This window comes from Mycobacterium sp. IEC1808 (genome assembly GCF_002101935.1).
Taxonomy (GTDB): domain Bacteria; phylum Actinomycetota; class Actinomycetes; order Mycobacteriales; family Mycobacteriaceae; genus Mycobacterium.
Window position 1 is genome coordinate 18,651 of record NZ_LQPV01000018.1, and the last position, 13,465, is coordinate 32,115.

At 69.1% G+C, this 13,465-nt stretch carries 10 protein-coding genes; 7 read left to right on the forward strand and 3 right to left on the reverse strand.

Annotation, left to right across the window (positions count from 1 at the left end; genetic code table 11):
- Positions 1-19: 19 nt before the first annotated feature.
- The 7 genes from AWB92_RS11855 to AWB92_RS11885 all read left to right on the forward strand — a co-directional run bounded on the left by AWB92_RS11855 (position 20) and on the right by AWB92_RS11885 (position 9,129).
- On the forward strand, positions 20-1,732 hold the full coding sequence (locus tag AWB92_RS11855; protein ID WP_085185753.1) for an acyclic terpene utilization AtuA family protein: 1,713 nt from the start codon (positions 20-22) through the stop codon (positions 1,730-1,732).
- Positions 1,729-2,877, forward strand: coding sequence for an acyl-CoA dehydrogenase family protein (locus AWB92_RS11860; RefSeq protein ID WP_085185755.1), 1,149 nt, complete (start codon positions 1,729-1,731; stop codon positions 2,875-2,877). The genes AWB92_RS11855 and AWB92_RS11860 overlap by 4 nt, the downstream gene beginning before the upstream one ends.
- Entirely contained in the window at positions 2,874-4,469 is a 1,596-nt protein-coding gene (locus AWB92_RS11865; RefSeq protein ID WP_085185757.1) for an acyl-CoA carboxylase subunit beta, read from the forward strand. Before AWB92_RS11860 ends, AWB92_RS11865 begins: the two co-directional genes overlap by 4 nt.
- A 5-nt stretch (positions 4,470-4,474) precedes the next feature.
- Positions 4,475-6,472 carry a biotin carboxylase N-terminal domain-containing protein gene (locus AWB92_RS11870; protein ID WP_085185759.1) on the forward strand — a complete coding sequence of 666 codons (1,998 nt, stop codon included), beginning with the start codon at positions 4,475-4,477 and terminating at the stop codon, positions 6,470-6,472.
- Complete coding sequence (locus tag AWB92_RS11875) at positions 6,469-7,635, forward strand: acyl-CoA dehydrogenase family protein (protein WP_085185761.1); 1,167 nt, start codon at positions 6,469-6,471, stop codon at positions 7,633-7,635. The genes AWB92_RS11870 and AWB92_RS11875 overlap by 4 nt, the downstream gene beginning before the upstream one ends.
- On the forward strand, positions 7,635-8,405 hold the full coding sequence (locus AWB92_RS11880; RefSeq protein ID WP_085185763.1) for an enoyl-CoA hydratase family protein: 771 nt from the start codon (positions 7,635-7,637) through the stop codon (positions 8,403-8,405). The genes AWB92_RS11875 and AWB92_RS11880 overlap by 1 nt, the downstream gene beginning before the upstream one ends.
- A 115-nt stretch (positions 8,406-8,520) precedes the next feature.
- Positions 8,521-9,129, forward strand: coding sequence for a DUF1707 domain-containing protein (locus tag AWB92_RS11885; protein ID WP_068187686.1), 609 nt, complete (start codon positions 8,521-8,523; stop codon positions 9,127-9,129).
- Between the two features lie 31 nt (positions 9,130-9,160).
- On the opposite strand, the gene AWB92_RS11890 is transcribed toward AWB92_RS11885, so the two are convergent.
- From AWB92_RS11890 to AWB92_RS11900, 3 genes are all read right to left on the reverse strand, one after another.
- On the reverse strand, positions 9,161-10,009 hold the full coding sequence (locus AWB92_RS11890) for an aldo/keto reductase (protein ID WP_085185765.1): 849 nt from the start codon (positions 10,007-10,009) through the stop codon (positions 9,161-9,163).
- 71 nt (positions 10,010-10,080) lie between these two features.
- A complete protein-coding gene (locus AWB92_RS11895) occupies positions 10,081-12,069 on the reverse strand; it encodes a VWA domain-containing protein (RefSeq protein WP_085185767.1) in 1,989 nt (662 codons plus the stop codon).
- On the reverse strand, positions 12,062-13,447 hold the full coding sequence (locus AWB92_RS11900) for an ATP-binding protein (RefSeq protein ID WP_085185769.1): 1,386 nt from the start codon (positions 13,445-13,447) through the stop codon (positions 12,062-12,064). Before AWB92_RS11900 ends, AWB92_RS11895 begins: the two co-directional genes overlap by 8 nt.
- Positions 13,448-13,465: the final 18 nt, after the last annotated feature.

Consider the following 13,465-nt stretch of genomic DNA (forward strand, 5'->3'; position numbering starts at 1 on the left):
CCACGAATGGAGGACACGCATGGCCCCTCCTCCCGGTGCTTCCGGCGCTGTCCGCATCGCGAACTGTTCGGGCTTCTACGGCGACCGGCTTTCGGCCATGCGCGAGATGCTCACCGGCGGCGACGTCGACTACCTCACCGGCGACTACCTGGCCGAGCTGACCATGCTGATCCTGGGCCGCGACCGGATGAAGCACCCGGAGCGCGGCTACGCCAAGACCTTCCTGACACAGCTCGAGGACTGCCTGGGTGAGGCGCGCGACCGCGGGGTGCGGATCGTCGCCAACGCCGGCGGCCTCAACCCCGCCGGCCTGGCCGACGCGATTCGCGCGCTCGCCGAGCGGCTGGGCGTCCCGGCCCGCATCGCGCACGTCGAGGGCGACGACCTGTTGCCCCGCGCTGCGGAGCTGGGCCTGGGCACCCCGCTGACCGCCAACGCCTACCTCGGCGCGTGGGGAATCGTGGACTGCCTGAACGACGGCGCCGACGTCGTCGTCACCGGCCGGGTCACCGACGCCTCGGTGATCGTCGGGGCGGCGGCGGCCCACTTCGGCTGGGCCCCCACCGACTACGACCGGCTCGCCGGCGCCGTCGTCGCGGGCCACGTGATCGAATGCGGCGTTCAGGCCACCGGCGGCAACTACTCGTTCTTCACGGAGATTCCGGACCTGACCCACGCCGGCTTCCCGCTCGCCGAGGTCCACGCCGACGGCTCCTCGGTCATCACCAAACATCCCGGCACCGGCGGCCTGGTCAGCGTCGACACCGTCACCGCGCAATTGCTCTACGAAATCAGCGGGGCCCGCTACGCCAATCCCGACGTCACCGCCCGCATGGACACCGTCGAACTGACCGCGGACGGCCCCGACCGGGTGCGCATCAGCGGCGTGCGCGGCGAACCGCCGCCGCCCACGCTGAAGGTCTCGCTGAACAGCATCGGCGGGTTCCGCAACGCCATGACGTTCGTGCTGACCGGCCTGGACATCGAGGCCAAGGCCGACCTGATGCGCCGGCAACTCGAGTCCGCTTTGACGGTGAAGCCGGCGGAACTCCAGTGGTCGCTGGCGCGCACCGACAAACCCGACGCCGACACCGAAGAGGCCGCCAGCGCCTTGCTGCACTGCGTGGTCCGCGACCCCGACCCCGCCAACGTGGGACGCCAGTTCTCCTCCGCGGCAGTGGAACTGGCGCTGGCCAGCTACCCCGGCTTCCACGTGACGGCCCCACCCGGCGACGGTCAGGTCTACGGCGTGTTCACCCCGGGCTACGTCGACGCCAAGGAGGTCCCGCACATCGCCGTGCACGCCGACGGCGCCCGCGTCGACATTCCCTCCGCCACCGACACTTTGGAGCTTGCTCCCGCCGACCCCCCGCCGCTGCCCGAGCCGTTGCCGGCCGGTCCGGTGCGCAGGGCGCCGCTGGGCCGCATCGCGGGGGCCCGCAGCGGCGACAAGGGCGGGTCGGCCAACGTCGGCGTCTGGGTGCGCACCGACGACCAATGGCGTTGGCTGGCCCACACCCTGACCGTCGAGAAGCTCAAGGAGTTGCTGCCCGAGGCGGCCGACTTCGACGTCACCCGCCACGTGCTGCCCAACCTGCGCGCGGTGAACTTCGTCATCGACGGCATCCTGGGCCAGGGCGTCGCCTACAACGCGAGATTCGATCCGCAGGCCAAGGGGCTGGGCGAATGGCTGCGCGGCCGCTACCTAGACATCCCGGAGAGCCTCTTGTGAGTATCTGGACCACCCCCGAGCGCGAACAGCTGCGAAAGACGGTGCGCGCCTTCACCGAACGCGAGATCCTGCCGCACGCAGACGAGTGGGAGCGCACCGGCGACCTGCCGCGCGACCTGCACCGTCGGGCCGGGGCGGCCGGGCTGCTGGGCGCGAGCTTTCCCGAATCGGTCGGCGGCGGTGGCGGCGACGGCGCCGACGCGCTGGTCATCTGCGAGGAGGTGCACCAGGCCGGCGCCCCCGGCGGCGTCTTCGCGTCGCTGTTCACCTCGGGCATCGCGGTGCCGCACATGATCGCCTCCGGCGACGCGCGGCTGATCGACACCTTTGTCCGGCCCACGTTGGCCGGCGAGAAGATCGGTTCGCTGGCCATCACCGAGCCCGGCGGCGGTTCGGACGTCGGGCACCTGCGGACCAGCGCCGTGCGTGACGGCGACCACTACGTCGTCAACGGCGCCAAGACCTACATCACCTCCGGGGTCCGCGCCGAATACGTCGTGACCGCGGTGCGCACGGGAGGCCCTGGCGCCGCAGGGGTGTCGCTGCTGGTGGTGGAGAAGGGAACGCCCGGTTTCGAGGTGACCCGCAAGCTCGACAAGATGGGCTGGCGGTCCTCCGACACCGCCGAGCTGTCCTATACCGACGTGCGGGTGCCGGCGGCCAACCTGATCGGCGCGGAGAACAGCGGATTCGCCCAGATCGCCCAGGCGTTCGTTTCCGAGCGGATCGGCCTTGCCGCGCAGGCGTATTCGAGCGCCCAGCGGTGCCTGGACATCACGGTGGCCTGGTGCCGCGACCGGGAGACGTTCGGCCGCCCGCTGATCTCGCGGCAGTCGGTGCAGAACACGCTGGCCGAGATGGCCCGCCGCATCGACGTGGCGCGGGTGTATGCCCGCAATGTGGTCGAGCGCGAGCTCGCGGGCGAGACGAACCTGATCGCGTCCGTGTGTTTCGCCAAGAACACCGCCGTCGAGGCCGGCGAATGGGTGGCCAACCAGGCCGTGCAGCTGTTCGGCGGCATGGGCTACATGGCCGAATCCGAAGTCGAACGCCAATACCGGGACATGCGGATCCTGGGCATCGGCGGGGGAACCACCGAGATCCTGACCGCACTGGCCGCCAAAACACTGGGATTCCAATCGTGACCGTTCTGAAGTCCACCCTCGACCCCAACTCCACCGCCTTCACGGACGCAGCGTCGACCGCGGCCGAACGGCTCGAGGAGATCGACGCCGAGCTGGCCAAGGCGCTCGCCGGCGGGAGCGCGAAGTACGTCGAGCGTCACCACGCCCGCGGCAAGCTGACCGCCCGGGAACGCATCGAGCTGCTCGTCGACCCGGACTCGCCGTTCCTGGAGCTCAGCCCGCTGGCCGCGTACGGCAGTGCGTTTCAGATCGGTGCCAGCACCGTCACCGGCATCGGCGTGGTGTCGGGCGTGGAATGCCTGATCGTCGCCAACGACCCGACCGTCAAGGGCGGCACCAGCAACCCGTGGACGCTGCGAAAGATCCTGCGCGCCAACCAGATCGCCTTCCAGAACCGGCTGCCGGTGATTTCGCTGGTGGAATCCGGCGGGGCCGACCTGCCCACCCAGAAGGAGATCTTCATCCCCGGCGGGCAGATGTTCCGCGACCTGACCCGGCTCTCGGCGGCCGGCATCCCGACCGTCGCGCTGGTCTTCGGCAACTCCACCGCCGGCGGCGCCTACATCCCCGGCATGTCCGACCACGTGGTGATGATCAAGGAACGCTCGAAGGTGTTCCTCGCCGGTCCCCCGCTGGTCAAGATGGCCACCGGGGAAGAGTCCGACGACGAGTCGCTCGGCGGTGCCGAAATGCACGCCCGCACTTCGGGATTGGCGGACTACTTCGCCGTCGACGAGCTCGACGCGATCCGCATCGGGCGGCGCATCGTGTCGCGGCTGAACTGGGTCAAACAGGGGCCCGCGCCCGGGCCGATCACCGAGCCGCTGTTCGACGCCGAGGAACTGATCGGCATCGTGCCCGCCGACCTGCGCATCCCCTTCGACCCGCGTGAGGTGATCGCCCGCATCGTCGACGGTTCGGATTTCGACGAGTTCAAGCCCATGTACGGGTCGTCGCTGGTGACCGGCTGGGCCCGGCTGCACGGCTACTCGCTCGGCATTTTGGCCAACGCGCGCGGGGTGCTGTTCAGCGAGGAGTCCCAGAAGGCCACCCAGTTCATCCAGCTGGCGAACCGCTCGGACACGCCATTGTTGTTCCTGCACAACACCACCGGCTACATGGTCGGCAAGGACTACGAAGAGGGCGGGATGATCAAGCACGGCTCAATGATGATCAACGCCGTGTCCAACTCGACCGTGCCGCACATCTCGCTGATCATCGGCGCGTCCTATGGCGCCGGACATTACGGCATGTGCGGGCGCGCCTACGACCCTCGATTCCTGTTCGCCTGGCCCAGCGCCAAATCCGCGGTGATGGGCGGCGCGCAACTCGCCGGCGTGCTGTCGATCGTGGCCCGGGCGGCCGCCGAAGCCCGCGGGCAACAGGTCGACGAGGAGGCCGACGCCGCGATGCGGGCCGCCGTCGAGGGCCAGATCGAGGCCGAGTCGCTCCCCCTGGTGCTCTCCGGCATGCTCTACGACGACGGCGTGATCGACCCCCGCGACACCCGCACCGTGCTGGGAATGTGTTTGTCCGCCATCGCCAATGGCCCGATCAAAGGGACGTCGAACTTCGGCGTCTTCCGGATGTGAGCCCCATGGTCACTCGAGTGCTGGTCGCCAACCGGGGCGAGATCGCCCGACGGGTGTTCGCCACCTGCCGTCGGCTGGGCCTGGGCACCGTCGCCGTCTACACCGAACCCGACGCCGCCTCGCCGCACGTCGCCGAGGCCGACGCCCGGGTGCGGCTACCCAACACCAACGACTATCTGAACGCCGAGGCGATCATCGCCGCGGCCCGCGCGGCCGGCGCCGACGCGGTCCACCCCGGCTACGGATTCCTCTCGGAGAACGCTGAATTCGCCGCCGCAGTGCAGGCCGCGGGCCTGACCTGGGTGGGGCCGCCGGTGGATGCGGTGCGCGCGATGGGCTCCAAGATCGAGTCCAAGAAGCTGATGGCCGCGGCCGGCGTTCCGGTGCTCGAGGAACTGGGCCCCGACACGGTCACGGACGCTCAGCTGCCGGTGCTGGTCAAGGCGTCGGCGGGCGGCGGCGGTCGCGGCATGCGGGTGGTGCGCGAATTATCCGCCCTGGCAGGCGAAGTCGCGGCGGCACGGCGCGAGGCCCAATCGGCGTTCGGCGACCCGACCGTGTTCTGCGAGCGCTACCTGCCCACCGGACACCACGTCGAGGTCCAGGTCCTCGCCGACACCCACGGCACCGTGTGGGCGGTGGGCGAACGGGAATGCTCAATCCAGCGCCGCCACCAGAAGATCATCGAGGAGGCGCCCTCACCCCTGGTGGAACGCACGCCGGGCATGCGCGCCAAGCTGTTCGACGCGGCCCGGCTGGCCGCCGGCGCGATCGGCTACACCGGCGCCGGGACGGTCGAGTTCCTCGCCGACGACGACGGCGAGTTCTACTTCCTCGAGATGAACACGCGCCTGCAGGTCGAGCACCCGGTCACCGAGGAGACCACCGGGCTGGACCTGGTCGAACTGCAGCTGGACGTCGCCGCCGGTGGTCGCCTACCGGCAGAACCCCCGGTGGCCCAGGGGCATTCGATCGAGGCCCGGCTCTATGCCGAGGACCCCGCGCACGGCTGGCAGCCGCAGGCCGGGCCGGTGCACGCGATCGACGTGCCGGCGGTCCGGGCCGAGTTCGGGACGCTAGGTCACCGGACCGGGATCCGGCTGGACGCCGGGATCGTCGACGGATCGGTGGTGTCGATCCACTACGACCCGATGCTCGCCAAGGTCATCTCCTACGCCCCGTCGCGGCGGCAAGCCGCGCTGGTGCTGGCCGACGCGCTGGCCCGCGCCCGCCTGCACGGCGTGCGCACCAACCGCGAACTGCTGGTGAACGTGTTGCGCCATCCGGCGTTCCTCGACGGCGCCACCGACACCGCGTTCTTCGACACGCACGGCCTGGCGGAACTGTCCGCACGGCTGGCCGACGACGCCGCGATCCGGCTATCTGCCGTCGCCGCAGCCCTTGCCGACGCCGCGCACAACCGCGCCACCGCGAAGACCTCCGGGGTCCTCGGATCTCTGCCCAGCGGCTGGCGCAACCTGGCTTCGGGCTATCAGGTCAAGGCCTACCGCGACGACGACGACACCGAGCACCACGTCGAATACCGGTTCACCAGAACTGGTTTGACGCTGCCTGACCACCCGTCCGTGGGGCTGATCTCCGCCGCGGCGGATCGGGTGGTGCTCGCCGCCGACGGGGTGGAACTCACCTTCGCGGTGCGGCGGTACGGTCCCAACCTTCAAGACGTCTACGTCGATTCGGCCCGCGGGCCCGTTCACCTGCTCGCGCTGCCGCGCTTCCCGGAGCCGGGCTCGACCGTCGAAAAGGGTTCCCTGGTGGCGCCCATGCCTGGCAACGTCATCCGCGTCGGTGCCGCCGTCGGCGACACCGTCGCGATCGGCCAGCCGCTGATCTGGCTGGAGGCGATGAAGATGGAACACACCATCACCGCGCCGTCCGACGGGGTGCTCGCCGAGCTCAACGTCGAAACCGGCCAACAAGTCGAAGTGGGCGCCGTCTTGGCAAGAGTGGAAGCGCCCGAAGCAGAAGGAGATTCACAGTGACCGACAGCAGCTTCATCGAAAGCGAGGAGCGCCGGGCGCTGCGCAAGGCGGTGTCCGAGTGGGCGTCCAACTACGGCGCCGAGTATTACCTGGAGAAGGCCCGCGCCCACGAACACACCAACGAATTGTGGTCCGAGGCGGGCAAATTGGGCTTCCTCGGGGTGAACCTGCCCGAGGAATACGGCGGCGGCGGCGCCGGCATGTACGAGCTGTCGCTGGTGATGGAGGAGATGGCGGCCGCGGGCAGCGCCCTGCTGCTGATGGTGGTGTCACCGGCCATCAACGGCACCATCATCAGCAAGTTCGGCACCGAGGAGCAGAAGAAGCGCTGGATTCCCGGCATCGCCGACGGGACCCTGACGATGGCCTTCGCGATCACCGAGCCCGACGCCGGGTCCAACTCGCACAAGATAACCACGACCGCCCGGCGCGACGGTGGCGACTGGATCCTCAAGGGCCAGAAGGTTTACATTTCCGGCATCGACCAAGCGCAGGCAGTGCTGGTGGTGGCCCGCACGGAGGAGGCGAAGACCGGCAAGCTGCGCCCGGCGTTGTTCGTGGTGCCCACCGACGCACCGGGTTTCACCTATACCCCGATCGAGATGGAGCTGATCAGCCCCGAGCGCCAGTTCCAGGTTTTTCTGGACGACGTCCGGCTGCCCAGCGATGCGCTCGTCGGAGCCCAAGATGCCGCCATCGCACAGCTTTTCGCGGGGCTGAACCCCGAGCGGATCATGGGCGCGGCCAGCTCGGTGGGCATGGCGCGGTGCGCGCTGAGCAAGGCCGTCGACTACGTCAAGACGCGACAGGTCTGGTCCACGCCGATCGGGGCGCACCAGGGTCTGTCACACCCGTTGGCGCAGTGCCACATTGAGGTCGAACTCGCCAAGCTGATGATGCAGAAGGCCGCGACGCTCTACGACAACGGCGACGACGGGGGCGCGGCCGAGGCCGCCAACATGGCCAAGTACGCCGCGGCCGAGGCGGCCACCCGCTCGGTCGACCAGGCCGTGCAATCGATGGGCGGCAACGGGTTGACCAAGGAGTACGGGGTGGCCGCGATGCTCGCCTCGGCCCGGCTTGGACGGATCGCCCCGATCAGCCGCGAGATGGTGCTGAACTTCGTCGCGCAGACGTCGTTGGGCCTGCCCCGGTCGTACTGATGGACGCCGTCGTCGAATACTCGGTCGACGGGCATGTCGCCCGGCTGACGCTGAATTCGCCGCATAACCGCAACGCGCTGTCGACGGCCCTTGTCGATCAACTGCATCGGGGACTCCGCGACGCCGCCACGGATCCACACGTGCGGGTGGTCGTGCTGGGCCACACCGGTGGCACCTTCTGCGCTGGGGCGGACCTCAGCGAGGCCGGCGAGGGCGCGGCATACGACATGGCCGTCGCCCGGGCCCGCGAAATGACCGCGCTGCTGCGCGCCATCGTCTCCTCGCCGCTGCCGGTGATCGGCGCGATCGACGGGCACGTCCGCGCCGGCGGGTTCGGGTTGGTCGGCGCCTGCGACGTTGTGATCGCCGGGCCGCGCAGCACCTTCGCGCTGACCGAGGCCCGGATCGGTGTGGCGCCGGCGATCATTTCGCTGACGCTGCTGCCTAAGCTGTCGGCGCGCGCAGCGGCGCGCTACTACCTAACCGGCGAGACGTTCGATGCGGCCGTGGCCGCCGAGATCGGTCTTGTCACCATCGCGGCCGAAGACGTGGACGCCGCGGTGGCGAAGGTCGTCGCCGACGTGAGCCGCGGTTCGCCGCAGGGCCTCGCCGCGTCGAAGGCGCTGACCACCGCCGCCGTCCTGAACGGGTTCGACCGCGACGCCGACCGTCTCACGGAGGAATCGGCCCGACTGTTCGTCTCCGACGAAGCCCGCGAAGGCATGCTGGCGTTCCTGCAGAAGCGCCCACCCAGTTGGGCAAACGTCTAACGGGGCGGCGCGACCTGCGGCAACCAGCCGCCAGGCCCGGGCTTGACCTGGGATGAACGTTGCAGTTTAGCCAACCCCCTTGCAGCAAAACTTCTACGTCGTACGCTCGTGGATGATGAGCAACTCAGCGCAGCGTGACGCCGGCGAGACGCAGGCCGCGCGCGACGTACCGTCCCGCGCGGCCGACACGGATCGCATCCAGGTCGCGCAGTTGCTCACCTATGCGGCCGAGCAGGGCCGCCTGCAGATGAAGGACTACGAAGACCGCCTGACGAAGGCCTACGCGGCTACCACCTATGAGGAGCTCGACGAGCTCAGGGCCGACCTGCCGGGCACGATGCTAAGCCCCCGCCGAGGCGGCAAGCCCAACCCCGCGCCGTCGACATTGCTGCTCGCCCTGATGAGCAATTTCGAGCGGCGCGGCCGGTGGAACGTCCCGAAGAAGCTCACCACCTTCACCTTTTGGGGCACCGGGGTGGTGGACCTGCGTTACGCGGACTTCACCTCCACCGAGGTCGACATCCATGCGATCTCGATCATGGGCGCGCAGAACATCTTGCTGCCACCCGAGGTCAACGTCGAGATCCATGGCCGCGGCGTGATGGGCGGCTTCGACCACACGGTACTGGGCCAAGGCACGCCCGGCGCGCCGAAGGTGAACATTCGCGGCTTCTCGCTCTGGGGCGGGGTGGGCATCAAGCGCAAGGCCCGCCGGCCCCGCTGAACGCGTTGCATCCCAACCGCTCTGAGCGATTCTAGCCCGGAATGTAATCGAACTTGTCGGGATTGGGACCCCTGCGGCCCGCTTCCCCCTTGTCCAATGCCGTGATCGCGTCCATGTCGGAGCCGTCCAGTTCGAAGTCGAACAGCTCGAAGTTCTCCCTGATCCGTTCCGGCGTGACCGATTTCGGGAAGACGATGTCGCCGCGCTGAACGTGCCAGCGCAACACCACCTGCGCCGGCGACTTGCCGCGCGCGTCGGCGATGCGGTTGATCACCGGGTCGCCGAGCACCTTGCCCTGGGCGATCGGCGACCACGCCTCGGTGACGATGCCGTGATCGCGCCCGTAGCCGCGGACCTGCTCGTTGGTGAAGTAGGGATGAACCTCAATTTGGTTGACCGACGGGACCGTTTCGGTTTCCGCGGCTAGGCGCTCCAGGTGCTCGACCTGGAAGTTCGAGACGCCGATGCTGCGAGCACGGCCGTCTTTCGCGAATTCCTCGAGGACCTTCCAGGTGGAGACGAAGTCCCCGCCGTAGAGGGTGGGCAGCGGCCAGTGAATGAGAAACAGGTCCACGTAGTCGGAGTCCAGGGCCTCCAGCGTTTTGTCGAATGCGCGGCGCGCATCGTCGGGCTTGTGGAAGCCGTTGTTGAGCTTGCTGGTAACGAAAACGTCGCCGCCGTCCAAGCCGGCGTCGCGGATCCCTTGGCCGACTTCCCTTTCGTTCCCGTACATTTCCGCGGTGTCGATGTGCCGATATCCGATGTCGAGGGCACGCTTGACGGCCGCAGCCGTCTCGTCCGGCTTGATCTGGAATACGCCGAAGCCCAGCTGTGGGATGCGCACACCGTCGTTGAGTTCGATCGTTGGAACGTTGCTCATGCGTCTCCTTACCTCTTCGCACCTCTCCGCCCGACTACCCGGTCGTGGAAGTATCTATTCCACTCAGGGGCTTACCGACGCCGCCGCGACCGCAGGTAGTCGCCCACCACGGCGGCCCCCAGGCCGTCGACGTCGGGCACCACGACGCGGCCCTCTACGCGCCGCGCGACCTGGTCGATGAACCGGGCCAGACCGGGGTCGTCGCCCAGCCGGAAGATCGTCACCTGGGCGCCGAGCCGTGCCATGTCGTCGAATCCGCGCACTGTGTGGGCGATGGTCCGCGGATGCGGCGGGTAGTCAAAGAACACCGCCGAACCGTCGCCGTCGAAGTCCTCCAGGTGAGCGGTCGGCTCACCGTCGGTCACCACCAGCACGACGGGCTGTGCGTTGGGGTGCCGGCGCAGGTGGCGACCCGCCAGCGCCAGCGCGTGATGCAGGTTGGTGCCCTGCTCGTAGACACCCTCCAGGCCGGTCAGCTCGGCGGCCGTCACCGTCCGGGCGTACCGCCCAAAGGCAATGATCTGCAAGGCATCCGAGCGAAAACGCGTGCACACCAGGTGATTGAGAGCGAGCGCCGTCTGCTTCATCGGCAGCCAGCGATTCTCCATCACCATCGAAAACGACGTGTCGACCAACAGCGCCACGGCGGCCTGGGTGCGGGTCTCGGTCTCGGACACCTCGACGTCGTCGACCGTGATCCGCAGCGAGACAGCGCCGTCCGCCCCCTTGCCCGGAGCGGTTCCCGCCCGCCGCAACACCGCGTTCGTCAGTGTGCGTGGGATGTTCCACGGCTCGGTGTCACCGAACTGCCAGGGCCGCGTCGCGCCGGTCAACTCGCCCGCGGCGCCCGCGCGCCGGTGGTCGCGCTCGCCGTGGCGACCCGAAAGCTGTTGCGCCACATCGCGCAGCGCCGTCTCGCCGAGCCGGCGCATCGCCTTCGGGGAGAGCCGCCACTGGCCGTCGGAACCACGGTCCAGGAAGCCCTGATTGACCAGGGCGCGCTCCAATTCGGCGAGTGTGCGCGCGTCGATGGCCGCCTCGTCGCCGAGCTGGCGCGCGAGCGCGTCCAGGTCGACGTCATCCATGGTGGCGCCCGGATAGCTCTGCGACAGCTGCTCGGCCAGCTGTTCCAGCTCGGCGATGTCCGAGATCGCCTGCGTCCCTTCGCCCATGCCGAACGGGTTGTCGCCGGAGAACTGCTCGGAGCCGGTCCAGTCCTCGCCCGGCCGCGCCGCCTGCAGATGGGCGTCGAGTCGGCCCAACGCCTCCATCAACGCCGGTGAACCAAATGCCTGCTGCGCCAACGCATCCAGCTCGGCACGCTGGTCGGGGCTCAGGCTGTTGCGGAATCGTTGCGCCGCCGCCGCGCGCTTGGCCAGCGAGTCCAGCAGTTCGTCGACGTTGCGCGGGTTCTCCGGGAAGAACTCGCCGTGCTTGTCCATGAAGTCTTCGAAGTCCTGCTGGGTGTCCTGGCCTTTGGCGTGCTTGTCCAGCAGTTCGTTCAGGTCGTCCAGCATCTCGTTGACGCGCTGGCGATCCTCGTCGGTGGCGCCCTCCAGGGCCTGCTTCATCCCGGCGAAACGCTGGTCCAGCATCTCGCGGCCAAGCAAATCCTTGATCTGCTCGTACTTTTGGCGGGCCTCGGCGCTGCGCCAGTCGTAGTCCGAAAGCTCCTGGACTGCCTTGGCGGGCGACGCCGGAAGCGCGTCCAGCTGCAGCTCGCCGAAGCGGGCGTCGTCGTCCAGCGCGCGGGCCAGCTCCTTGCGCTCGGCCAGCACGGCCTCGTCGAGCAGCTTCTTGATCTCCTGCAGGGTGCCGTCCAAGTTGTTGCGGCGCAACAAGTCTCGTCGGCGCTTGTTCGCCTCGGCCGCCAGCCGATCGGCGCCGGGCATGTTCTTGGTGCCGCGGCGCAGCAACTCCGAGAGCGCGCGCCGCGGCGAGGTGCCGGCCATGACGTCCTGCCCGATCTGTTCGAGCGCCTCGCGCAGATCTACCGGCGGCGCCAGCGGGTCGGGCCCGCCGGTGTACGCGGAGTAGCGCGAGGAGTGCCCCCTACCCATAGACCGTTTGGCCCTCCCCGGACACCTTGTCGATCCGCTTGGCCAGATACAACGCCTCGAGCGCCAATTCCAATGCCGCCGCCCGCTCGCCCTCGGATTCGGCGTGCAGCTTGGCGGCGATCTTGTCCACGACGGGCAGGTTGGGCACGGCGGCCAACACGTCCTTGGCCGACACCCGCTCGCCCGTCGTGACCGCGGAGCCGCCCTCGACCGCGGCCACCAACGCGCCGACGTCGATGCCGCCCAGCACGCGTGCCGCGGTGTCGGCGGTCGCGCGACGCAACAGGTGCTCCAGCACGGCCTGTTCGCGGCCCTCCTCGCCGGACTCGAATTCCAGCTTGCCGCGCAGCACGTCGATGACGGTGCCGAGGTCGACCACCCGGGCCACCGGGTCGGTCTCCCCCAGCACCGCGCCGCGGTGCCGGGCGGCGGCGGCGACGGTCTCGGCCGCCGCGATCGCGAACCGCGCCGACACCCCGGATCGCTGGTCGATCGAGTTGGACTCGCGCAGGTATCGGGCGAACCGCGCCATCACCTGCATCAGATAGTCGGGCACCTGCGCGGACAGGTGCGCCTCCTGGACGATGACGCCCACCTCGGCGTCGAGCTCCAGCGGGTAGTGGGTGCGGATCTCGGCGCCGAACCGGTCTTTGAGCGGGGTGATGATGCGGCCACGGTTGGTGTAGTCCTCGGGATTGGCGCTGGCGACCACCAGCACGTCCAGCGGCAGGCGCAGCGTGTAGCCGCGGACCTGGATGTCGCGCTCCTCCATGACGTTGAGCATGGACACCTGAATGCGCTCGGCCAGATCGGGCAGCTCGTTGACCGCGACGATGCCGCGGTGCGCGCGCGGGATCAGCCCGTAGGCGATGGTCTCCGGGTCACCGAGGCTGCGGCCCTCGGCGACCTTGATCGGGTCGATGTCACCGACCAGGTCGGCGACGCTGGTGTCCGGCGTGGCCAGCTTCTCGGTGTAGCGCTCGCTGCGGTGCTTCCACGCCACCGGCAGGTCGTCGCCCAGGGTCGCGGCCCGCCGGATCGACTCCGGCGTGATCGGCCGGTACGGGTGCTCGCCCAGCTCGGCCCCGTCGATCACGGGTGTCCACTCGTCGAGCAGGCCGACCAGCGCCCGCAACAGCCGGGTCTTGCCCTGGCCGCGTTCGCCCAGCAGCACGAAGTCGTGACCGGCGATCAGCGCGCGCTCCAGCTGGGGCAACACGGTGTCGTCGAAGCCCAGGATGCCGGGCCAGACCTCGTCCCCCTCAGCCAGCGCGGTCAGCAGGTTTTCGCGGATTTCCTGTTTGACTCCCCGCTCGCGGTGGCCGGCGGCGCGCAGTTCGCCGACCGTGCGGGGCAAGTTGCTCGGTGATGGCACCACTCCACGCTACGCGTAACC